Origin of the sequence: Arachnia propionica (genome assembly GCF_900637725.1) — a bacterium.
Lineage (GTDB): Bacteria > Actinomycetota > Actinomycetes > Propionibacteriales > Propionibacteriaceae > Arachnia > Arachnia propionica.
Map to the genome: position 1 here is coordinate 1,028,557 of NZ_LR134406.1, position 22,454 is coordinate 1,051,010.

General features: G+C 65.8%; 23 protein-coding genes. 18 read left to right on the forward strand and 5 right to left on the reverse strand.

From position 1 onward, the window contains the following. The 4 genes from EL272_RS04470 to EL272_RS04480 all read left to right on the forward strand — a co-directional run bounded on the left by EL272_RS04470 (position 1) and on the right by EL272_RS04480 (position 3,166). Entirely contained in the window at positions 1 to 1,263 is a 1,263-nt protein-coding gene (locus tag EL272_RS04470; protein WP_014846032.1) for a DUF5719 family protein, read from the forward strand. 195 nt (positions 1,264 to 1,458) lie between these two features. Next, positions 1,459 to 2,226 carry an ABC transporter ATP-binding protein gene (locus EL272_RS04475; RefSeq protein ID WP_197720295.1) on the forward strand — a complete coding sequence of 256 codons (768 nt, stop codon included), beginning with the start codon at positions 1,459 to 1,461 and terminating at the stop codon, positions 2,224 to 2,226. Then, positions 2,223 to 2,381, forward strand: a complete 159-nt coding sequence (locus tag EL272_RS15410; protein WP_197720296.1) for a hypothetical protein — start codon at positions 2,223 to 2,225, stop codon at positions 2,379 to 2,381. The genes EL272_RS04475 and EL272_RS15410 overlap by 4 nt, the downstream gene beginning before the upstream one ends. Continuing rightward, a complete protein-coding gene (locus EL272_RS04480) occupies positions 2,378 to 3,166 on the forward strand; it encodes an ABC transporter permease (RefSeq protein WP_061787759.1) in 789 nt (262 codons plus the stop codon). The genes EL272_RS15410 and EL272_RS04480 overlap by 4 nt, the downstream gene beginning before the upstream one ends. A gap of 85 nt (positions 3,167 to 3,251) precedes the next feature. Here the strand turns inward: EL272_RS04480 and EL272_RS04485 are convergent, their stop codons facing one another. Next, the gene (locus EL272_RS04485) at positions 3,252 to 3,689 is read right to left on the reverse strand and encodes a metallopeptidase family protein (protein ID WP_014846035.1); all 438 of its coding nucleotides are present in this window, start codon (positions 3,687 to 3,689) and stop codon (positions 3,252 to 3,254) included. A gap of 35 nt (positions 3,690 to 3,724) precedes the next feature. Between EL272_RS04485 and EL272_RS04490 the strand changes: the two genes are divergently transcribed. From EL272_RS04490 to ahcY, 5 genes are all read left to right on the forward strand, one after another. Beyond that, positions 3,725 to 4,111 (forward strand): DUF3499 domain-containing protein, encoded by a 387-nt coding sequence (locus EL272_RS04490; protein WP_061787758.1) that lies wholly within the window; start codon positions 3,725 to 3,727, stop codon positions 4,109 to 4,111. 35 nt (positions 4,112 to 4,146) lie between these two features. Continuing rightward, entirely contained in the window at positions 4,147 to 5,517 is a 1,371-nt protein-coding gene (locus tag EL272_RS04495) for a phosphohexomutase domain-containing protein (protein ID WP_061787757.1), read from the forward strand. Further along, a complete protein-coding gene (locus EL272_RS04500) occupies positions 5,510 to 5,701 on the forward strand; it encodes a Trm112 family protein (RefSeq protein WP_014846038.1) in 192 nt (63 codons plus the stop codon). The genes EL272_RS04495 and EL272_RS04500 overlap by 8 nt, the downstream gene beginning before the upstream one ends. A gap of 9 nt (positions 5,702 to 5,710) precedes the next feature. After that, positions 5,711 to 6,736 carry an SIS domain-containing protein gene (locus tag EL272_RS04505; protein WP_014846039.1) on the forward strand — a complete coding sequence of 342 codons (1,026 nt, stop codon included), beginning with the start codon at positions 5,711 to 5,713 and terminating at the stop codon, positions 6,734 to 6,736. Between the two features lie 133 nt (positions 6,737 to 6,869). After that, on the forward strand, positions 6,870 to 8,300 hold the full coding sequence (gene ahcY, locus EL272_RS04510; RefSeq protein ID WP_014846040.1) for an adenosylhomocysteinase: 1,431 nt from the start codon (positions 6,870 to 6,872) through the stop codon (positions 8,298 to 8,300). Positions 8,301 to 8,346: 46 nt separating this feature from the next. On the opposite strand, the gene EL272_RS04515 is transcribed toward ahcY, so the two are convergent. Then, positions 8,347 to 8,598: a DUF3039 domain-containing protein gene (locus EL272_RS04515; RefSeq protein WP_014846041.1), complete on the reverse strand. Its 252-nt coding sequence runs from the start codon at positions 8,596 to 8,598 to the stop codon at positions 8,347 to 8,349. 29 nt (positions 8,599 to 8,627) lie between these two features. Here EL272_RS04515 and EL272_RS04520 point away from each other — a divergent pair, with 29 nt between their 5' ends. From EL272_RS04520 to malQ, 3 genes are read left to right on the forward strand one after another with little or no spacing between them, the layout of a single operon-like run. After that, entirely contained in the window at positions 8,628 to 9,971 is a 1,344-nt protein-coding gene (locus EL272_RS04520) for an MFS transporter (protein ID WP_014846042.1), read from the forward strand. A gap of 58 nt (positions 9,972 to 10,029) precedes the next feature. Beyond that, positions 10,030 to 10,722 (forward strand): RDD family protein, encoded by a 693-nt coding sequence (locus EL272_RS04525; RefSeq protein WP_159424555.1) that lies wholly within the window; start codon positions 10,030 to 10,032, stop codon positions 10,720 to 10,722. Between the two features lie 28 nt (positions 10,723 to 10,750). Further along, positions 10,751 to 12,874 carry a 4-alpha-glucanotransferase gene (malQ, locus tag EL272_RS04530; RefSeq protein ID WP_061787756.1) on the forward strand — a complete coding sequence of 708 codons (2,124 nt, stop codon included), beginning with the start codon at positions 10,751 to 10,753 and terminating at the stop codon, positions 12,872 to 12,874. A 69-nt stretch (positions 12,875 to 12,943) separates the two neighbouring features. Here malQ and EL272_RS04535 read toward each other — a convergent pair whose 3' ends face one another. Next, the gene (locus EL272_RS04535) at positions 12,944 to 14,296 is read right to left on the reverse strand and encodes a nicotinate phosphoribosyltransferase (RefSeq protein ID WP_061787755.1); all 1,353 of its coding nucleotides are present in this window, start codon (positions 14,294 to 14,296) and stop codon (positions 12,944 to 12,946) included. A 100-nt stretch (positions 14,297 to 14,396) separates the two neighbouring features. Here EL272_RS04535 and clpS point away from each other — a divergent pair, with 100 nt between their 5' ends. The 6 genes from clpS to EL272_RS04565 are packed head-to-tail and all read left to right on the forward strand — an operon-like array spanning position 14,397 to position 18,206. Then, entirely contained in the window at positions 14,397 to 14,720 is a 324-nt protein-coding gene (gene clpS / locus EL272_RS04540; RefSeq protein WP_014846046.1) for an ATP-dependent Clp protease adapter ClpS, read from the forward strand. After that, positions 14,717 to 15,268, forward strand: coding sequence for a DUF2017 family protein (locus EL272_RS04545; RefSeq protein ID WP_061787754.1), 552 nt, complete (start codon positions 14,717 to 14,719; stop codon positions 15,266 to 15,268). Before clpS ends, EL272_RS04545 begins: the two co-directional genes overlap by 4 nt. After that, a complete protein-coding gene (gene murI / locus EL272_RS04550) occupies positions 15,247 to 16,068 on the forward strand; it encodes a glutamate racemase (protein WP_061787753.1) in 822 nt (273 codons plus the stop codon). The genes EL272_RS04545 and murI overlap by 22 nt, the downstream gene beginning before the upstream one ends. A gap of 19 nt (positions 16,069 to 16,087) precedes the next feature. Further along, positions 16,088 to 16,807, forward strand: coding sequence for a ribonuclease PH (gene rph / locus EL272_RS04555; protein ID WP_061787752.1), 720 nt, complete (start codon positions 16,088 to 16,090; stop codon positions 16,805 to 16,807). After that, entirely contained in the window at positions 16,804 to 17,412 is a 609-nt protein-coding gene (gene rdgB, locus EL272_RS04560) for an RdgB/HAM1 family non-canonical purine NTP pyrophosphatase (RefSeq protein ID WP_061787751.1), read from the forward strand. Before rph ends, rdgB begins: the two co-directional genes overlap by 4 nt. Next, a complete protein-coding gene (locus EL272_RS04565) occupies positions 17,412 to 18,206 on the forward strand; it encodes a thymidylate synthase (protein ID WP_061787750.1) in 795 nt (264 codons plus the stop codon). The genes rdgB and EL272_RS04565 overlap by 1 nt, the downstream gene beginning before the upstream one ends. Before the next feature lie 179 nt (positions 18,207 to 18,385). Here EL272_RS04565 and EL272_RS04570 read toward each other — a convergent pair whose 3' ends face one another. Beyond that, positions 18,386 to 19,456 (reverse strand): ATP-binding protein, encoded by a 1,071-nt coding sequence (locus EL272_RS04570; RefSeq protein ID WP_061787749.1) that lies wholly within the window; start codon positions 19,454 to 19,456, stop codon positions 18,386 to 18,388. Then, positions 19,453 to 22,422, reverse strand: a complete 2,970-nt coding sequence (locus tag EL272_RS04575) for a WGR and DUF4132 domain-containing protein (protein WP_061787748.1) — start codon at positions 22,420 to 22,422, stop codon at positions 19,453 to 19,455. Before EL272_RS04575 ends, EL272_RS04570 begins: the two co-directional genes overlap by 4 nt. Between the last annotated feature and the right edge of the window lie 32 nt (positions 22,423 to 22,454).

Here is a 22,454-nt window from a genome sequence, read left to right on the forward strand (position 1 = left end):
ATGCGACGCGTGTTCGAGACACTATTGGGTTTCGCGGTTCTGACTGGCGTGGTCGTCGGGATAACCACCCTGACACCGGCCGAACTGCCCAGGGTCACCACGGTCGAGGCGGTTCGCTCCACGAAGGTGGTGTGCGTGCCCGCGACCTCCGGTGCGACGGTGATGGTGGACAACGCCACGACGGTCACTCCGCTGGGAGGCTCCGCCACCGAGACGAAACGCACGGTGCTCACGGGACAGGAAACCTCCGTGGTCGCTGAGGGCACGGAGGGGCCGGTGGGCGGGGCAATATCCGGATCCGATGCCGTGCGGACCCTCACCCAGTGCGTCAAACCCGTCTCCCAAGGCGTGATCGCGCTCCCGGCCACAGCGGACACGCAGCTCAAGATCGTCAACCCGGACGCATCCGAAGCGGCGATCGACCTGACCCTGTACGGTGCGGAAGGGGAGATCCAAGCCTTGGGGGCCCGGGGAATCACGCTCGCCGCCTACCAGGAACGCACCATCGCCTTGTCCGTCCTGACCGAGAAGGCAACCCCGGTGGGGGTGTCCTTCCAGGCCAGCCGGGGCCGTGCCGCGGTGATGGCCATCACCCAGACCCAGAGCAGCGGGACGGCGGCCGGGCCCTCGCAGCTGGGCACCTCCCATCTACTTCCCGGGATCCCGGCCGGGGCGACCAGCTCCGTAGTCGTGCTCGCCAATCCCAGCGAGACGCGGATCACCGCCAACCTGACGGCCTACGGAACCACACCCGCCTACCAGCCCCAAGGGGGCGGGAACATCAGCATCCCGCCACACGCGAGCGTGTCGGTGTCGCTGGAGAACGCCCTTCTCGGGGAGGCATCGGCCATTCAGGTCAACTCCGACGCACCCGTGATGGCCGGCATGGCGTTCACCCTGGGGGACTCCGCCCAGGTGGCGCCTGTCGAGGCAGGGACGTCCTTGGGTACCTTCACCTCACCCGGTGGCGTACTGCAGCTGACGAACCCGGGGACGGCCGATGTGCAGGCCACGGTCACGGCCACCGGGGCCGGGGGGGCCGAGGAGGAGGCCACGGTCACGGTGGGCGCCGGACAGACCGTTGTGCACAAACTCCCCGCGACCACCGAGCAGGGACAGCGGGTCACGGTCGGCTCCGGCCAACCGCTGTTCGGAGCCGTCGTCTCCTCCGGTGAAACGGGTTCCTGGGCGGCTCCCCTGGAACCGATGACCGCAGGGGGGACCCCACCGCTGGCTGCCGAGCTCGACCCCGAACTGCACTGAGCCGGGAACGGATCCGACCCCTGGTGACACCCCCGGTTGATACCCTCTGACCGGGCACCTGTCTGGCATCCGGTGACCCTGCTCAAGACGATGGGAGGACGAGGTCGTGGCAGCGACACCCCAGCGGTCGAGGGAGGGCGGATCCGCTCCGCGCGTGAGTGAAGGGATCCCGCAGCGAATCCACGGGAAACGTTCATGCCGGTAGCCAGTTTTACAGGGGTAACGCGCACCTACCCCGGCCTGTCGCACCCGGCGGTCGACAACCTGAGCTTCACCATCGATTCCGGCGAGGTACTCGTGATCGTCGGCGCGAACGGCTCGGGCAAGACAACGGCCATGGAGATCCTGTGCGGGCTGCGTCTGCCCACCTCGGGCCGGGCGGAGTTCCTCGGACAGCCCGTCGTTCCGGGTGGGGCGCACAGAAACTGGATGGGCGTCCAGCTGCAGGTCGGTGGGCTGCCTCAACGACTCCGGGTCCGCGAGGCCCCGAAAGCGGCCGAGTGCCTGTACCGGGATGCTGGTGACGTCGATGTGATAATCGATGCGCTCGGTCTGCGTTCAAGGATGTCCCAGATGGTCGACAAACTTTCCGGGGGATGGCAGCGGCGCCTGGACATCGCAATCGCCTGCATCGGATCTCCCCGGCTGCTTGTCCTGGACGAACCAACCAGCGGTCTCGACCCCGTCGCCCGGACGGCTCTCTGGGAGTTCCTGAGGGATCGCCGTTCCAAGGGCGTGGCCGTGCTCACCTCGACCCACGACCTGGCCGAGGCGGAGACCTACGCGGATCGCCTGCTGGTGCTGGATGAGGGAAGAGCGATTCTCCGGGGCCCGTCTCAGAGGTGCTCTCGGCAGCTGGCGGGGACCACCGGCTGCGGGTGCTCTCCGGGGATCCCGGCTGCGTCTCCGCGATTCGCGCGCAAGGACATACTCCGCTGGAAGCGGGCTCTGCGATCAGCGTGATCGGCGATTCCGGTGGGCTGACCGCCCTGCGGGAAAAACTCGAGAGGCTCCGGGACGCGGGAGAGGTGAAATTCTCCGACGTACTGCTCGGTTCCGTGCGGCTGGAGGACGTGTTCGCATTCGCGGCTGCGAGCAGGAAGAAGGAAACAACATGATCGAACCAGTTGTTGCCCTTCCCACCCGGGAACATCCTCCCGTTTCGCGGATCATGTGGGTCTGGTTCCAGCAGGAACTCAGGCTTCTCGTGCGCGAACCCGTGGCGGTGTTCTTCTCCCTCGCCTTTCCTCTGGTCATTTATGTTTTCATCGGTATTCCCTACGCCAACATCGAGGTGGGCGGGGGAATACGTTTCATCGACACGATGGTTCCAGGCCTGATCGGCACGGTGGGCTCCAACCTGCTGCTGATGGGTATGCCCATATACCTCTCCGAGCTGCGCACCCGGGGCGTCACGAAGAGGTACCGCACGCTTCCTCTCCCCGGCTGGGTTTTCGCCGTCGCTGTTCTGGCGGCCATGATGGTCCTGGTCGTCTTCTCCTATGCGGTGGTGCTCACCCTGGTCGGGATCCGGCACGGCCTGCTCGCCCAGATCGCCAACCCTCTTTTCGTGATCCTGAACATCGCCCTTCTGGCGTGGTTGAGCTGTCTCGGTTTCATGCTCGGCGCCCTGCCCCTGAGCACCCGCACCACGCAGGCGCTGAGCGCCGTTGTCTTCTTTGTGATGTTCTTCGGGAGTGGAGCGGCAACACCGCTGGAAGGACTTCCACAGATCCTGAGGGACGTGCTCGCGTGGAATCCCCTGAAGCAGTGGTTCGATGTGCTGATCGGGATGTACACGAATCAACCGGTGGCAGCCGAGGCGTGGTGGAAACTGGTATTGGCCATTCCGCTGGCGCTGGTGACAGCGGTGCTCGGCCTCCGATTCTGGAGGAAGGACTGAAAGATTCAGCGGGCGGGATCCCGCGGAAGCGTTTCGGCCGTGGCGGTTTCGAGAAGACACCCGTTCCGTGGAACCCCCGGGGGTTTCAATCCTCCCAGTCAGTTGGCTCGTATCCCAGTAGCTCACTGACCGGGCGGCCCGTCAGGGCGCTCAGCTGCTCAACGATCGTGCGGTGCACCAGGGAACGCAGAGCGGAGCGGCTGCTGGCGCGGTGCTCCAAGGGACGTTGGTAGATCACGATCTGGGCGGGCCTGTTCTTGGACGGTTCCAGGGCGGCCGACATCGGTACTCGATCCCCGGACCAGGCGGTTTTGAGCAGGGGCACGTCCTCGACCCCGACCACCATGCCGTCGAGGGCGTGCGGGTCGACCTCGGCGATGGTGGCGAGTGCCTGTTTCACGCACTGGTTGAAGTATTCGACCCGGCTCAGGGGGCGCAGTGGAACGGTTTTGCGGTTGTTGGAATCCGGTAGGGCGACAGGTCCGTGCATTCCCCGGTCGTGACGGTCGCGGCTGCGTGGCATGCGGCAACTCTAGCCGCGGAAAGCGATAGGCTTCGATGGTGCGTCGTTGTTCCCGGACTGCCTGCGGCCTGCCTGCCGTGGCCACACTCACCTACGTGTACGCGGATTCGACGGCAGTGCTGGGGCCGCTGGCCGATGTCGCAGTGCCCGGGGCCTTCGATCTGTGCGCCGAGCACGCCTCCCGCACCTCCGTCCCGATGGGATGGGAGGTGATCCGGCTTCCCCTGGACCGCAGGCGGAACGAACCCGAGGCCGACGATGAACTCGTGGCCCTCGCGAACGCCGTCCGGGAAATCGGGCTGCGCGACGAGGAGGACGTTCCGACCACCCCCGTGGACCGCACCCCGGCCCCGAAACCCAAACCCCGCAGCACCGGCAGACGAAAGGGTGGGCATCTGCGTCTGCTCCCCACCGTGGAATGAGCCACGGATGAGGCGACCAACGGTAAGCTCGGGACGTGCTTAAGGAGCAGATCTTCAAGGCCAATGACATTCGTGGCGTCGTGACGGGGGCGGATCCGGAACTGGATCTCGACGGGGCCCGCAAACTGGGCGCCGCTTTCGTGGAACTGCTCGATCTATCCGGCGAGACCCTTGTCATGGGCCACGACATGCGGCAGCTCGGGGAGGAGCTTTCCATGGCCTTCGCGGACGGCGCACGCAGGGCCGGGGCCTCGATCGTCGACCTCGGGCTCACGTCCACCGATCTGCTCTGGTTCGGCTCCGGGCAGCTGGACCTGCCCGGGGTGCAGTTCACCGCAAGCCACAACCCCGCCAGGTACAACGGCATGAAGTTCTGTCTGGCCGGCGCCTCTCCGGTGCGCCCCGGTTTCACCGCCGAGCTGCGGGAACGCGCCGCGACGGTGACCACAGGGGAGAAAGTCGTGGGCGATTACGAGGAACGCGACTTAACCGCCGAGTTCGTGGCCCACCTGGACCGGCTGGTGCCGATGACCGGGCAACGTCGGCTCAAGGTTGTGGTGGACGCCGGGAACGGGATGGCCGGGCTCACCGTCCCCAAGGTCCTGGTCAACCGCGAGGTGGACCTGATCGGCCTTTACATGGAACCGGACGGCACCTTCCCCAACCATCCCGCGAACCCCTTGGAACCGGAGAACCTGGTGGACGCCCGCTCCGCGGTGCGCGAACACTCCGCGGACCTCGGATTGGTTTTCGACGGCGACGCGGACCGGTGCTTCCTGATCGATGAACGGGGCGAAGTGGTCGATCCCTCGGTCGTGACCGCAATGATCGCGGTGGCGGAGCTCTCCAAGGAAACCGGGGGAACGGTCGTGGTCAATGCGATCACATCCCAGGCGGTGGCCGACGCGGTGGCGGGTCTCGGGAACGTGGAGGTCTCACGTGTGGGACACACCTTCGTCAAGGCGCTCATGGCCGAGAAGAACGCCGTTTTCGGCGGCGAACACTCCGCCCACTACTATTTTCGCGATTTCTGGGGGGCCGACACGGGGGTGCTCGCCGCCCTCCACGTCCTGGAACAGCTGCGGTCCTCGGCCGAACCGTTGTCGGCGCTCGCCGCCCGCTTCGACGGCTACGAACGTTCCGGAGAGATCAACTCCACCATCACCGACCACCAGGCCGCGATGGAGCGCGTCGCCAAGGCGTTCGAGGGACGGGGCGGCGTCGAGTACTGGGACGGGCTGACGATCCGTGACGAACGGGCCGGCTGGTGGATCAACCTGAGACCCTCCAACACCGAGCCGCTGCTCCGGCTCAACGTCGAGGCCCGGGACGCCGAAACCATGACCCGGTTGCGTGACGAGGTGCTGACCATCGTTCGTGCTCATGAAGGAGAAGCCGATGAGTGAAACCGCTCTGGAACTTTCGACGGAATTCCTGGCCATCGCCGCATGTCCGGCGTGCCACGCCAAGTTCGCCGTCGACTACGAACGCTCGGAGTTGGTCTGCACCTCCGCGGCCTGCGGGCTGGCCTATCCCGTGGAGGACCGCATCCCGGTCCTGCTGATCGACCAGGCACGAAACACCCAGTGAGGTTCCCGGATGATTCGCAGATGGTTCGATGACTCCCGCCTGGAGGCCGACGACCTGGCCGACGAGGAATCGCTTTGGTGGCTCGCTTCGGCCGGCGCCCGGATCCGGCGTGCCGCGCTGAGCGAACCCGCGGGAAGACTCACCCGCGCCGACCGGCCGCGCGGGGTGCTGGTGCTCGGAGCGGAGGCGCGGCTGGTGCGGGCCGTCCTGGAACCCGCCTGTCCCGTGCCGTTCATGGCCTGGCCGGGCCCTGCCCTGCCCGCATGGGTGGGGCCGCTCGACCTGGTGGTCGCGCTCGGTTCCCACGACGCCCCGGCCTGGGAGGTCCGCGGCCTCGCCGAAGCCGTCCGCAGGGGAGCCACCGTCATAGCCGCCGCTCCGGACGAGTCGGCCCTGGCCGCGGCTAGCGCGGGTCCCCTGACCACCCACCTGCCCACCCCGCCCGACGATCCCATGGCCGCGGCCATCGCGGTGCTGGCGTTGCTGGGCCAGCTGGAGCTCGGACCCAAGGTGGACGTCGAGCTCGCCGCGTCGGCCGCGGATGCCGTCGCGGTTCGTTGCTCCCCGGCGCGTCCCCTCGGGGACAACCCGGGCAAGGACCTGGCCGTGGGCCTGGCCGACTCGTTTCCCCTGGTGTGGGGAGGGACGACGCTGGCGGGGCGCGCATCCCGGCGGATCGCGGAGACGTTGCGGCGGGCCAGCGGGCGACTGGCCCTGGCCGCAGACGCCGAGGAACTGGAGGCGGTGCTGCTCGACACCCCCCGGCGCGACGTGTTCACCGACCCGTTCGAGCAGGACGCCGAGATCGGTCCCGCGCTGCTGCTGCTCGACGCGGACCAGGTGCCGGAACCGATGACGGAGACGGCCCGGAGGCTGGCGCGCCTGGCCGACTGCGTCGGGGTGCGGGTGTGTCACATCAGCTCCGGCATGGCGGAACTGGGCGCCTCCGACGTGGAACGCTACGTCACCCTGCTGCTCCAGGGACGTTACGCCGCCACCTACCTGGGTATCGGCCTGGGCCCGGCCCAAGGCTGAGAGGAAAAGGCTGGGTAAAGGGGTTTGTCCCGAACCCGGGAAGACCGGGAAACGCCGCCCCGAGGGGTGGGACACGACACCCATCTCAAGAACGCCCGGGCGTGGCCGTGGGCTTGGGCGTAGACTCCGGGGCGTGACATTCGACTTCCGTGTAGCAGACCTGTCCTTGGCCGGTTTCGGCCGCGAGGAGATCACCCTCGCCGAACACGAAATGCCCGGCCTGATGGCCATGCGCGAACGATACGCGGCCTCGAAGCCACTGGCGGGCGCCCGCATCGCGGGATCCATCCACATGACCGTCCAGACCGCGGTTCTGATCGAGACCCTCGTGGCACTCGGCGCGGAGGTGAGGTGGGCGTCCTGCAACATCTTCTCCACCCAGGATCACGCGGCGGCCGCCGTCGTCGTCGGCCCGGACGGCACCCCCGAGGACCCCAGGGGGGTGCCCGTTTTCGCGTGGAAGGGTGAAACACTCCAGGAGTACTGGTGGTGCACCCGCCAGATCCTCGACTGGCCTGGCGAGACGAACCCCAATCTGATCCTCGACGACGGCGGTGACGCCACCTTGTTCGTCCACGAGGGTGTCGCGGCCCAACGCGCTGGGGCCGTGCCCGCCGACGACCCGGCGGATCCGGAGGAGGCCCTCGTCGTCAAGGCCGCCCTGCGGGAGGCGCTGGGGCAGCTGGACTTCGAGGCCCTCGCTGCGGGCATCCTCGGGGTCACGGAGGAAACCACCACCGGTGTCCACCGCCTCTACGAGATGCACCGAAACGGCACCCTGCTGTTCGGGGCCATCAACGTCAACGACTCGGTGACCAAATCCAAGTTCGACAACAGGTACGGCTGCCGCCACTCCCTGGTCGACGGCATCAACCGCGCCACCGACGTCCTGATCGGCGGCAAGGTGGCCGTGGTCTGCGGTTACGGCGACGTGGGCAAGGGCTGCGCCGAGTCACTGCGCGGCCAGGGCGCGCGGGTCATCGTCACCGAGGTGGATCCGATCTGCGCCCTGCAGGCGGCGATGGACGGCTTCCAGGTGTCGCGGCTCGAATCGGTGGTGGGGATCGGCGACATCTTCGTCACCGCCACTGGGTGTCGCGACGTCATCCTCGAGGAACACATGGCCCGGATGAAACACCAGGCCATCGTCGGCAACATCGGACACTTCGACAACGAGATCGACATGGCCGGGCTCTCCGCCCGGAAGGACGTGACGAAGGTCGAGATCAAACCGCAGGTGGCCAAGTGGATCTACCCGGACGGGCACGCGGTGATCGTGCTGAGCGAGGGCCGGTTGCTGAACCTCGGCAACGCTACGGGACATCCGTCTTTCGTGATGAGCAACTCGTTCACCAACCAGGTGCTGGCCCAGATGGAACTGTTCCTCAGGCCCGAGGCCTACCCGTCCGGCGTGTACCTGCTTCCGAAACACCTGGACGAGGAGGTCGCGCGCCTTCACCTGCCGTCGCTGGGGGTGGAGCTGAGCACCCTGACCCAGGCGCAGGCCGACTACCTGGGGGTGCCGGTGGCAGGCCCGTTCAAGTCCGAGCACTACCGTTACTGACCCGCCGGTTGCGGCCCGGATCACCGGGCCGCAACCGCGGACGCGGTCACTTCCCGGGATCTCCCGGTTTCATGGACTGCCAGATCTCCTTGCATTCCGGGCACACCGGGTACTTGTCCGGGTTCCGGGAGGGCACCCAGACCTTTCCGCACAGAGCTACGACGGGAGTGCCGGTCAACTTGGCCTTCTCCAGCTTCTTCGCCGGCACGTAGTGGCTGAATCGTTCGTGGTCGTCGGAGTCCCGCAGTTCGGCGCGTTCGTCCAGAACCGTCTGGGAACCGGGGGCAAACTCACTCATGAATTCAATCCTAGACGTTGGAGAACATCGTGAACACCGGATCCCGTCGCGAGGGCACCACGGGTCTGCTGGTGGGGTTGCTGTTGGCGGTGTTCGCCATTGCCTTCCAGATGATTGGGGTCGCAGCGGCCCTGCCCGAGGCGATGCGTTCCCTCGACGCCGTCGCCCTCTATCCGTGGGCCTTTTCCATGGCCGTGACGGGAATGCTGACCGCGATCCTGGTGGCCGGGCGGCACTGCGACCGGCACGGTCCGCTGGTCTCCATGGGTCTGGGTTTCGGCGCGATGCTCCTGGGACTTACCGTAGGCTCGCTCGCCACGGATGTCTGGATGCTGCTGACGGCCCGGCTCGTGCAAGGCCTGGGAGCCGGAGCCATCAACCTGACCCTCTACGTGGTCATCGCACTCGCGTTCCCCGCGGGACGACGCCCGGCGGTGCTCGCGATGCTCAGTTTCTGCTGGGTGCTTCCCGCGTTCCTGGGACCGCCGATCTCGGCCGCTCTGGTGGCGGTGAACTGGCGTCTCAATTTCGCCGCGACGGTGCCCCTGCTGCTGATCGCCGCCGCCCTGACCTGGCCGCATCTGAAGTCCCTCCAGGAACGCAGCGAACCGGATTCCGATGCTCCCGGGACCGTTTGGTGGGCGGTGGCTGCGGTGGCCGGGGCGCCGGCCCTGCTGCAGCTGGCCGGTCAGGGCCTCGGACACTGGAGCCTGCTGGCGGCGGCCGCAGGACTGGCAGCCCTGGGACTGGGAGTACCGAAAGTGCTGCCCCCACGGGCCAGAGACTTGAGAAACGGGCTCGGCCCCATTATCGCCAGTCGCGCAGTCCAAACCGGGGTCTTCTACGCGGGGGAGGCGTTTCTGCTGCTCGGCCTGCAAAACCTGAAAGGACTCGACACCTTACAGGCGGGCCTGGCCCTGACCATAGGGAGCCTTGGATGGAGTTTCGGCTCCTGGCTTCAGGCCCGGATAAGGCTGCGCCGCGACCGCATCATCACCGCCGGGACCTGTTTCGTTGCCTTCGGGATGGCGGGGATCACGGTTTTCCTGACCTGGACGGGGATGCCGTTGCGGATCGGGGTGGCGGCCTGGACCCTCGCCGGATGCGGGATGGGACTGACCGTCTCCAGCACTGCCGTGGCCACCATGGCGTTGTCCGGCCCGCGGGAACAGGGACGCAACTCCGGTGCCCTGCTGGTGGCCGAGTCAATCGGGAGTTCGGTGATGACCGCACTCACGGGGGCCTGCTACGCGGTGCTGCTCGCGGAGGAAGTGCCTGCATTCGGATGGATCTTCCTCATGCTGCTGGCGGCATCGGTGCTTGCCATCGCCGCTTCGCTGCGGATCGGGCCGGTTCATGACATTGCGGGGTGAGGGACACAGCTGCCGGCCTCGGTGGTTTCCGGCGGTTCAGGATGGCATCCTTGTGGCCATGCATTATTCCGCCCCGCAACCATCCGCTGGGTGGTACCCCGACCCAGCCGGTTCCGGCGATGAGCGTTACTGGGACGGCGCCAGCTGGTCCGACGTAACCCGGCCTGACAGCCGACCGGCGAAACCCGTCGGCCACGATGGCGGGGGACTCTACAACACGATCACGCAGCCCTGGACGGGCGTCAGATACGCGAGTTGGGGGGCGCGGGTGGCTGCCCGCATCCTCGACGGGCTGATCCTGGCCATCCCCTCCTACCTGCTCATCGAGCTGTTGGCCCCGGGACTCTACGAACGCTTCGAGGCCTGGATGTACGAGCTGGTCAGGGCAGCGCAGGCCGGAAAGAGCTACCCGAGTGAGGTACCCATGGAACTCCTCAACTCCTTCATGACCGCGGGGATTGCCGTCATGGTGCTGGGTGTTCTTTACCGGGTTCTTCTCATCGCCGGTTTCGGTGCCACCCTGGGCAAGATGGTCATGCGCATCCGCGTTACCCGGGCCGATGATCCCTCCGCGCGGACCCCCGGGTTCGTGCGCGCCCTGGCACGGACCCTGGCGGACGAACTCATCGGCTACTTCGGTGCCGCCCTGTTTTTCCTGCCGATTTTCATCAATTATCTGATGCCGCTGTTCACCGAGAAAAAACAAACCCTTCATGACATGATGGCCGGCACCATCGTCGTCAAGAACTGATCCTTGCCCAGCCAGGAGGAATGAAACCTTGTCACACCTGACTGCCGAGTTGGACGAACTCGCCGAACGCTTGGGAATAGCCCGGGAGTTCTGGGACTGGAAAGGAAACCACACCCTCATATCGGAGGCCACCGTGATTGCGGTGCTCCGGGCCATGGGTGTGGAGGCCGATACCCCGGAGGAGCGCAGGGATGCGCTGGCCCGGCTCGACGAGCAGCATTGGCGGCGGGTCCTGCCGCCCTGCACCGTCGTCGAAGAGGGGGAAACGGTACGGATCGACGTGCACGTTCCGGCCGGGTCGCCGGTGTCCCTCGACGTGGTGCTGGAAAACGGGGAGCGACGGCCCGCGACACAGGTCGACAATTGGACCCCGGATCGCGAGGTGGCCGGGCAGCTCCGCGGCGAGGCCAGCTTCGAGATGACGGACCTGCCGCTCGGATACCACCGCGTGGAAGCCACATCCAGTGAGGGAACCGCTTCCGCCGCCCTGGTGGTCACTCCGGGATTCGTGGGTTTTCCGCCCGGGATGCGCAACGATCGCGTCTGGGGATACGCCGTCCAGCTCTACAGCGTCACGTCGAAGCGGTCCTGGGGGTTCGGGGATCTCACCGATCTCGCCGATCTCGTCGCATGGGCCGGGAACGAGCAGCAGGCGGGTTTCGTGCTGGTCAACCCGTTGCACGCGGCCCAGGTCACATCGCCGATCGAGCCTTCACCGTACCTACCTTCCAGCAGGCGTTTCCTGAGCCCGTTGTACATCAGGCCCGAGACGGTTCCCGAATACGCCAACCTTCCCCAGCCGATGCGACGCCGGATCCGCAAACTGCGGAAGTCCGTGCGTGGCAATGGCAAGGTCATCGACCGTGACACCGTATGGAAGGGGAAACGGGAAGCGCTGTGGGAGCTGTTCCGGGCCGGACGCCGCCCCGCACGCCAGTTGTCCTTCGACGGGTTCCGTCGCCGCGGCGGCAGCGCGCTGCGTGATTTCGCGGTCTGGAGCGCGCTCAGCGAGATCCACGGCACCGACTGGCGGCAGTGGCCCGAGGAACTGCGCGACCCGCGTTCCACCGCGGCGGAGGAGTTCGCCGCGGCACAGGCCGAACGGGTGGAGTTCTTCGAGTGGCTCCAGTGGACCGCGCAGCAGCAGCTGTCGGCGGCGCAGACCGCCGCGGAGGAGGCGGGCATGGGCATCGGTGTGCTTGCCGACCTGGCCGTGGGGGTCGGCAAGACCAGCGCGGAAACCTGGCTCATGGGCGACGTATATGCCCCCGGGATCACCGTCGGGGCTCCTCCGGATCAGTACAACCAGGGCGGTCAGGACTGGGGACAGCCCCCGTGGAACCCGTTGAAACTGGAGGAGCTCGAGTACGAACCGTTCCGCGCCATGGTGCGGGCCGCCCTGAACCGTGTGGGCGGGCTCAGGATCGACCACATCATCGGTTTGTTCCGGCTGTGGTGGGTGCCCGATGGGCTCGGGCCCAGCGCGGGCACCTACGTGCGTTACAACCACGAGGCGCTGATCGGGATCCTGGCGCTGGAGGCGTATCGCGCCCAGGCCTTGGTGGTGGGGGAGGACCTCGGTACCGTCGAACCCTGGGTGCGCGAATACCTGTCGCGCCGCGGCCTGCTGGGCACCGCGATCCTGTGGTGGGAGTACGGAACCGACGGGCAGGTGCTGCCCCCGGAGAAGTGGCGTGAGTACTGCATGGCCTCGGTCACCACCCACGACCTGCCCCCCACCCTCGGATACCTCGAGAGCGGTCATGTCAGGCTTCGGGAACAGCTCGGGTTGCTGCTGGAACCGGTCGAGCAGGAACTTGCCGTCGCCGAACGGGAACGCGACATGTGGGTGGAACGACTGATCGCCTTCGGGCTTCTCGACGAGGCCCTGGCCGGTGATCACGTCGAGGTGATGCTGGCCATGCACCGCTACCTGCGGTTGACCAACTCCAAGGTGCTGGTGGCCTCCCTGGCCGACGCGGCGGGGGAGAAACGCGCCCAGAACCAACCGGGAACGATGAACGAGTACCCCAACTGGCGGGTGCCGCTCGCCGATTCCGGGGGGAAATCCCTGAAACTGGAGGATCTGTTCACCGCTGACCTGCCCCGCCGGGTCGCGGACGTCATGAACGGTGACCGGCAGGATTCCTGACCCGTTTCCGGTTCTGGCCCCCCGGTGGTTTTCACCGGGGGCCGTGCCGGGTGGTTGGTGCCCGTGGGATCACAGGTTCGCAGGTCTGGGGGCCGCCTGGTACGGGTTGGTGGTCTGGACCCCGGCGCCGTCGAGGATGATCGTCTCGATCGCGGGGTCGCCCCTGCTGATGCGCAGCGCCGCCAGGGGAAGCTCCGCAAGCGACTCCCGGTGCCGGGTGCGCGCGTCCTCCAGGGTTCCCGGGAACACCAGCTGCCCGTCCTTGACGATTTCCACCAGGAGGTGGCGGTCGTTGCCGTCACCGACCGGGGCCGCACCCAACCCGATGATCTCGGCCTCCGCGCGACCGCTCTCGCCCAGCCTGCGCATCGCGAACTTGCGGCCTCCCAAGGTGTTCTTGCCTTTTGATTTCTTTCCTACCGGGGTCATCGGCGCTTCCCGATCCGCGGATTCGGAACGGGCCACGAGCTTGTAGACGAACCCGCAGGTGGGATGCCCGGAACCGGTGACCAGGGAAGTTCCCACCCCGAACCCGTCGACGGGGGCGCCGCGCAGGGCGGCGATCTGCCATTCGTCGAGGTCGGAGGTGACGGTGATCCGGGTGCTCGTGGCACCCAGGTCGTCGAGGAGGTCACGGGCCTGGCGGGCCATCATCGGAAGGTCGCCGGAATCGAGCCGGATGGCCCCCAACCGACCCTCGGTCAGCTCCACTCCCTTGCGGATGGCGGCCTCGACGTCGTAGGTGTCCACCAGCAGCGTCGTCTCCACCCCCAGCGCGTCGAGTTGCGCCCGGAAGGCGTCCTCCTCGGAATCGTGGAGGAGGGTGAAGGAATGCGCGGCGGTGCCCATGGTCGGGATTCCGTAGGCGCGGCCGGCCTCCAGGTTCGAGGTGGCTGAGAATCCCGCGATGTAGGCGGCGCGGGCAGCCCCGACCGCGGCCCATTCGTGGGTTCGGCGCGATCCCATCTCCGCGCAGGGCCTGTCCTCGGCCATGGCGGTCATGCGGGAGGCGGCCGCGGCTATGGCGGAATCGAAATTGTAGATGCTGAGCAACACCGTCTCCAGGACGCAGGCCTCCGCGAAACTGCCCTCCACGGACAGCACCGGCGACCCCGGGAAGTAGGTTTCACCCTCCGGGTAACCCCAGATGTCGCCGTTGAAACGGTAGTCGGCCAGCCACTCCGCCAGGTTGTCGCGGATGATTCCTTGATCCAGCAGGAACTGCAGGGTGGCGGGATCGAAACGGAATTCGTCGATGGCCTCCAAAGCCCGTCCGAGACCCGCGACCACCCCGTAGCGGCGGCCCTCCGGCAGACGACGGGTGAACATGTCGAACAGGGAACGCCTGCCCGCGGTGCCCGCGTCCATGGCGGCCTGAACCATCGTCAACTCGTAGTGGTCGGTCAGCAGTGCTGTCGTCATGGAAAACCAGCGTACTAGGGGGTGGAGGGAGCAGATCCAGCCCGTGGACGGTGCGGATACGCATGGGATGTCCGTATCGTGTGTCGGTACGATGGCATGCATGTGTCCTCGACCTGTTCCACCGCCTCCCCGCGCCGCCGAGGAGCAGCCCGACAGCCAGGTGGCGGTGCTGGAATCTCCGCTGGAAACCCCGGCGGAGGCGTGGGTGACGATCGTCTGGGACGATCCCGTGAACCTGATGGATTACGTCACCCACGTGTTCTGCGAGTACTTCGGTTATCCGAAACCGAAATCGGAGGAGCTGATGCTGAAGGTTCACACGGAGGGACGCGCAGTGGTGTCGGCGGGCAATCGCGAGGCCATGGAACGCGATGTCCTGGCGATGCAGAACTACACCCTCTGGGCCACCATGGAGCAGCAGTGAACGACTTCACCTGGGTTTTCCACGCGGGTGACGGACGTGGCCGGGTGTTGCGTTTCCTTGTGGAACGCTACGCACACGACCTGGAACCGCTGCTTCCCCATGTCGAATCCGACGATCCCCTGGTGAGGCTCGACGCGGAGCTCAGGGCCGAATCGGTCTGTGCCGAGACCATCGCGGAGGAACCCGGGCTCGGGCGTTTCTTCCCGCCCGCCCTTCCCGATGCCGGCGAGGCAGGCCAGTTCCGGCGCCACGCCATCGCAGGCCAGGCCCAGAACCGGCTCGAGGCCGCCCGGAAGGTGCTTGCCGCCCTGGAGGACGACGACCAGGACCGGGTGCTGGTTCCGGGCCGGGACATCGACTCCTGGGTCTCGGTTCTGGCGGCGCTCAGGGCCCAATGGCATGTGGAACTGACCGGCTCCTCGGAACGGCTGGCGGAACCGACGAGGGAGGACGTGGCAAACGACCCCGAAACCGCCGCCATCCTCGACTGGCTTGCGCTGCTGATCGAGGACGCGCTCCACGCCAAATGGCGGGGGGAAGGACGGTGACAGGACGTGAGGCCCCGATCGGGGTCTTCGATTCCGGTTTCGGAGGGCTCACCGTGATGCGCTCCCTCGTGGACCAGCTCCCCAACGAGGATTTCGTCTATCTCGGTGACACTGCCCGGGCCCCCTACGGCCCCCGGTCGATTGCGCAGGTCCGGGAGTTCGCTCTCCAGGGTCTCGACCACCTGGCCGAGCGAGGGGTCAAGGCGCTGGTGATCGCTTGTAACTCCGCCAGTTCTGCGGTGTTGAGGGATGCTCGGGAGCGCTACGATGTGCCGATCCTCGAGGTGATCCTGCCCGCCGCCCGGCGCGCCTTGGCTGCGTCCAACAGCGGTCGGGTCGGGGTGGTGTGCACCGAAGCCACGGCCATGTCCCGTTCCTACGACGATGCATTCGCAGTGGCAGGGGATGTCCAACTCACCACCCAGGCCTGCCCACGGTTCGTGGAATTCGTGGAGGCCGGTATCACCGGGGGCGAGGAACTGCTCGGGGTAGCCCGCGAATACCTGGCTCCCCTCCAGGTCGCGGGAATTGACACTCTGATCCTCGGCTGTACCCACTATCCGCTGCTCACCGGTGTCATCAACTATGTGCTCGGTGACGATGTGGTGCTGGTTTCATCCTCGGACGCCTGTGCCCAGGACACGTACGCACGACTCACCCGCAAGGGCCTGCTGCACGACGTCCCGCGGCACGCCAGCCGCCAGTTCCTGACGACCGGTGACGCTGACTCCTTCCAGGGCATCGGAGAGAGACTGCTCGGGCGTTTCGTCCACGACGTCGAGCAGGTGGAGCTTCGCTGAACTCCGGTAGGTTGGCCCCATGATTCTGCGCATCGATGGCCGCCGAGCCGACCAGCTCCGTGAAGTCCGCATCACCCGCGGGTGGCTCGACCATGCCGAGGGATCCGTGCTCGTGGAGTTTGGGAAGACCCGTGTGCTGGTTGCCGCATCCGTCACAGTGGGGGTTCCCCGCTGGCGACGGGATACCGGCCTCGGCTGGGTGACCGCCGAGTACTCGATGCTGCCCAGAGCCACTCATTCTCGCAGCGACCGCGAGTCGGTGCGGGGCCGGATTGGCGGTCGCACCCACGAGATCTCCCGCCTGGTCGGGCGTTCGCTGCGGGCCGTCGTTGACTATTCGGCACTGGGGGAGAACACCATCGTCCTGGACTGCGACGTGCTGCAGGCCGACGGTGGTACCCGCACCGCGGCCATCACCGGCGCCTACGTCGCTCTTGCGGACGCTGTTGCCCACCTGCGGGAACTGGACGTGCTCAAGGGCGAACCGCTGAAGGACTCCGTTGCTGCGGTGTCCGTCGGATTCGTTGAGGGAGTGCCCCTACTCGACCTGGCCTACGAGGAGGATTCACAGGCCGGGACGGACATGAACATCGTCATGACCGGGTCGGGGGATTTCATCGAGGTGCAGGGAACAGCGGAGAGGAAGCCCTTCAATCGCACCGACCTGAACCAGCTGCTCGACCTCGGTGCCGCCGGGTGCGCGGAACTGACCCGGCTACAACGCGAGGCCTTGGCGTGACAGGCGGTGTCGAGAAGGTGGTGCTGGCCACCAACAACCCCAAAAAACTGGTCGAGTTGCGTCGCGTCATCCGAGACGCGGGACTAGCAGTGGAGGTGTTGGGCCTAGGTGACTTTGACCCCTATCCTGAACCCGCTGAAACCGAGAGGACCTTCGAGGGAAACGCCTTCATCAAAGCCGAAGCTGCGGCCCGTCACACCGGTCTGCCTGCTCTGGCAGACGACTCGGGCCTCGAGGTGGACGAACTCAATTCCATGCCGGGGGTCCGTTCCGCCCGCTGGGCGGGTCCGGAATGCAATGATGCCGCCAACAACGCGCTGCTTTTGGCGCAACTGGCGGGAGTGCCCGCCAAGCGGCGCGGCGCACGGTTCGTATGTGCCCTGGCTCTGGTGCTGCCCGATGGTGGTAGGCAACTTTGGCGTGAGGAAATGCCGGGACGGATCGCCGAGGAGGAACGCGGTGATGGTGGTTTCGGCTACGACCCGCTGTTCCTGCCGGACGGTCGGGCCTGCACATCCGCGGAGCTGACGGCCGCTCAGAAGGACGCCATCAGCCACCGTGGCAAGGCTGTGCGCGCTTTCGTCGCCTGGTTGAAGGAGCAGTGATGGAGATCTACCTGGATCTGCTGCGCCGCGTCATGGCTGACGGAATCGACCGCGGCGACCGCACCGGAACCGGCACCCGCAGCGTCTTCGGCCACCAGATGAGATTCGACCTGACAGAAGGATTTCCGCTGCTGACCACCAAGAGGGTGCACACCCGGTCCGTTTTCGGTGAGCTGTTGTGGTTCCTGCGGGGCGACACCAACATCGCCTGGCTGCACGAGAACCGCATCACCATCTGGGACGAATGGGCCGACGAGAACGGCAACCTCGGGCCCATCTACGGCTACCAGTGGCGTTCCTGGCCCACCCCGGATGGGCGGCACGTGGATCAGCTTGCCGGCGTGATCGAGTCCCTGCGCAGCAACCCGGAGTCCAGGCGGCACGTCGTCTCCGCCTGGAACGTCGCCGATGTGGACGCCATGGCCCTGCCCCCATGCCACGCCCTGTTCCAGTTCTACGTGGCCGACGGCAGGTTGAGCTGCCAGCTCTACCAGCGCTCAGCCGATGTGTTCCTGGGGGTGCCGTTCAACATCGCCTCCTACGCGCTGCTGACCCACCTCGTCGCGCAGGTGACGGGGCTGGATGTGGGGGAGTTCATCCACACCCTCGGTGACGCGCACATCTACCACAACCACTTCGATCAGGTGACCGAACAGCTGACCCGCCAGCCGCGCGCCCTCCCACGGCTCGTGCTGAACCCCGGGGTACGGGAGATCGACCGGTTCGAGCTGCCCGACATCACCGTCGAGAACTACGACCCCCACCCGGCGATAAAAGCGCCCATAGCGGTGTAGAGGGCTCTGTTTCGTGAAACCGGTTGATCCTCGGGGACGGACCGGGAAGGTAGCGGGTCGGAAGGTCTGAGCCCGGCTCGAAACCGCTTCTGGTGGCTGGGAAGCGCCCTGACCACAGGTTTGGGAGACTTCCTGACTGCCCGTGGAACTCCGTCGGGTTTACGGGACATGTCCCTTGGTCAGGGCAGGTGTTTGTACAGTTCCTGCCAGATGCCGGAGCGTTTCTTGATGTGCTGTTCGCGGTAGGCGCGCAGCTTGGAGACATCCTCCGGTTCGTCCTTCAGTGCCGAGGCGACGATGGCTTCCGCCAGCTCCCTGCCGCCCGGGGTGTCGTTGCCGAACCAGGCCGCGTGGACGGCGGCCGCCATGCCGGTGGAGACCGCTTCCGCCGTGGACATGGCGCTGCTCAGGCGTTCCACGCCCTGCCCGGAGGCCTTCCCGGAACGCAGTTCGCGGAACACCTTGACCAGCACCTCGGTGGCGTCGCGGCCCAGACGGGCCGGGATTTCGGCGGCCCGCAGCATCGCATCGGTTTCGCGTTCCACCAGCGCCATCTCCACCTCGAGGTTCTCAATGGCGCCGATGGTCTCGAAGTTGAACCGGCGCTTCAAAGCGGCCGACATCTCGTTGACGCCACGGTCGCGTGTGTTGGCGGTGCCGATCACGTTGAATCCGCGTTTGGCGTACAGGGTCCGGTGGGTCGCGTCCAGTTCGGGAATGGACAAGGTGCGGTCCGAGAGCACCGACAGCATCGAGTCCTGTACCTCGGGGGCGCAGCGGGTGATCTCCTCGAAACGCACCACCTTACCCTCCGACATGCCCCGGTGAACGGGGGCGGGCACGAGGGATTTCAGGGTCGGTCCCTCGGCCAGCAGCATCGCGTAGTTCCAGGAGTATTTGATGGCGTCCTCTGTGGTGGCCGCCGAACCTTGGATGGTCAAGGTGGTGTCCCCGGAGATCGCCGCTGCCAGGAGCTCGCTCAGTAGGGACTTGGCCGTTCCGGGTTCGCCGATCAGCATCAATCCCCGGTTCGTGGCCAGCGACACCACGCAGCGTTCCACCAAGGACCGGCGTCCCACATATTTGCCCGTGATCTCCTTCCCGTCGCCCAGTACGAACTCCACCACCGACTGCGCCGAGAGCTGCCAGCCGGGAGCGACGGGGCGTTTTTGTTTCCTGTCGCGCTGCTTCAGGAGCTCCAACTCGTCGGCGTGACGGAACTCGGCCGGTGGGCGTTGCATGTCGGTCATGTGTTCGACATCTCCTTCAAGGCGGCCAAGATCTCGGAGACGATCTTGGGCGGAACCTGATTCCAGGGGATGCGTTCGAGTCTCTTCGTGTCCATTTCGTTTCCCCAGCCGAGGTTTTTCGGGTCGTGGTGGCCTTTGAGGATATAGGCCGCTTCGATTTCCTGATCGTCCTGGTCCGTCATGGGTCCCATCCACATGCCTGTGTAGCAGATCACCGCTGTGAGGTCGGCTGTTGGGATCGTGAGGGCGTGGATGCAGTAGACGCCTGCGTCGAGGGCTTCGCCTCGTTCCCAGCCGTACTTGTTGAAGGCCCCGATGAGTTTGGTGGCGGGGAATCTTCCTTTGGGCAGGTCGTGGAGTTTCGTGTCGTCGCCCTGGTCGTCGGGGAGGTGGAAGATAGGTCGGTCGAGTTGTTTGAACGGCTGGACGAGTTCGTAGTCGGACAGCACCTCGCCCCAGGCGGCCTTGGTGGCTTCGTCCAGTTCCAGGGGATGAACGATCCCGATGGAGCAGCCATCGGTATCGACGGGTTCGTCGTCCGGGTTGACGAGGCGGCCGTCCTCGTCGGTCCTGGCGGTGGCCGTCAGAGTGTTTTCCGTGTCGTGGAGGCCCCAGATGATTCCGGCCAGGAGCCTTCTCAGGACGGGGTGGGGGGCGATGAAACGGGCGTGGTCCTCCGGGCTCCATCGGCGGTCCTGAACCATGGCTCGTTCGAAGCGTGCCAGTTGAACCTTCGCCAGGGTGGTGACCGCTTTCTTGACGAGGTTGTATTCGGCCTTCGCCGCTTTTGCCTGATCGGGATTATCGCTTTTGTTGGGGGCTGGGAGGGTGCTGAGCACCTTGCCGGTGGGGTGGCCTTCGGCATCCAGGAGGCGTGCGGCCAGTTTGCCATCCGGGGTCACATAGGCCAGGAATCGGCGGGTTCCGTAGTCGAAGACGCGGGTGCCGCGTTCATCGAGACCCCCGTCGGGGATGATGCGGTCCTCCAGCTCGTCGCGGCTGAAGCCACGCTGGGCGGCGATCTCATCCATCGCCTGGCCGGCGCGTTTCTTCAGCCCGGCGAACTTCACCTTCGCCGCGATCCCGGAGATCTGCTGCAGGGCCTCGTCCGATGCGATATTGCGCAGCGCAGTGAGGCCCTTCACGGCCCGCTGGTGCTGGCTGACTCCCGGCCATTCCCGGATCATCGGGGTGAGGATGTTGACGAATTCACTGCCTCCCAGCCAGCCGGCGCCGGTCATCAGCCACGACAGTTTCGCGGGAGCTCCTTCATTCAGCCAAAGTCTCAGCAGGGTGACGGCGAGGTGGTCTCGGTTGGCTGGGTCGGTTCTGTCGTGGATTGCAGCCGTCAAAGGGTGTCGTTCGGTGTCGCTCAAAGCCTGCATGAGTTGGGTCATGTGCGTGGCATCGAGCCGGTATCCGTCGACCAGCACCAAGGGTAGGGCTTCCACGCTGAATGGAAGCTTTTGTGTTTTTGGTAGTTTTGTGGTTTTGATTGCGTCTTGCCACCATGGGGTGTCGGCGGGTAGTGCCGGAATCGTGGTTTCGGTGAGGATATCGTCAATGACGGCTCGGGTGTTGCCTGCGGTTTGTTTGACGACGTTTCGAAGCTGTTCGCGGGGTAGTTCTCGCAGGAAGGGGGCCAGGGCATTGGCTTGGGTGGGGATGAGGTTTGCCGCCAAGGCTTGTGGCATGTGCGAACGTATCCATTCCGCGGCCACGTCGGCTGCTTTCGAATCCAGAGCATTCAGGAACAGTTCCGTCATGCCTGGGCCATGGCCCACCTCGGCGGCGACCTGCAGCATCAATGATGCCGTGTCCCGGGGGCCTCGGCCCAACCAGTCAACCAGCAGGCCAAAGCCCTTTTGGCCGGTGGCAACAATCCATGGAATCACGTCTTCCCAGTCTGTGGTTCCAGCGCCCGTCCTGCGTGCGAAGGCCACCCGCTCCTCCGCTGTCGGGAGCACCAGAGCTGTCAGCGCATGCTTCCAGTCCCTCAGGGAGTTATCAGGGAAGACGTCCATCAGTTCCCGGGCCTCGTCCGGGGACAGCGCATCCAGCCCGGCAGCCATGAATATCGTGGAATCACCAAACGTTATGTCGCCACCTAGGCTGTAGCCGAGCGGCGAGGGAAGAGGCGAGGGAAGAAGTGCCCGGGCCTCGGCGATCTCGTTTTCTGTGCGTGTGCTCAGGACGGCGCGTAGGACCAGAGAGTCTTCAAGGAGGCCCATGCGAAAGTGGTTTACTATCTCGCTGAGTGGGCAGTTCCAATCGGTGTACAGCACGACCTTCAGCCATGTCGGCCAGTCGATCTCGGCTTGAAAGCTCCACTTGTACTTGATTTTCTGATCCGCGTAGTACTCCCTCTTCCTGGCCTCCTCAAGAGCCTCCAAGTGCGATACCCACCACGCGATTCGCTCCCGGCTGGGCATCGTGGTGAACAAGGGTTCGGTGAAACGGAATCTTCTCAGTGAGGAGTAGCCGTTGCTGTATTTTTCTTGGGTGACGATCCGCTTGGCTCGTTCCAGTTCGGCTTCGGGGTCGAATGGTGAATCGTCTATTTGGAGGTTTACTTCGGCGTTGATGTCGTAGGCGCGTTCGAAGGGAGTGATGGCCAGCCCCAGATCATCCGCGTCCAGATCCGAGACTTCGAGGGGAGCGCCGACTGGCTCGGCGACCACTCGCTCCGCGGTTCCGGTTTCATTCTTCTCCCCGGTTCGGGTGGTCTTCGTGGGTTCCAGCTCCTCGGTGGAGGCTGTGGCGTCGTCGGTGTAGCCCTTCTTGATCTTCGCGTCCACCTGCTTCTTCGCGTCGGTGAGGGCCTTGTCCGCGGATTCGTACTGTTTCGTTCTCGTTGTGCCCGTGGTTCCGCTGCGTCCGTAGCGGACCGTCACCTGGTCTTCGGTCACGTCGATGTACCAGAACTTGTCCGAGTTACCTTCTGTCAGGTGCAGGCGTCGTTTCATGTCATGAGAGCCTAGGTCAGGGGACTGACAAT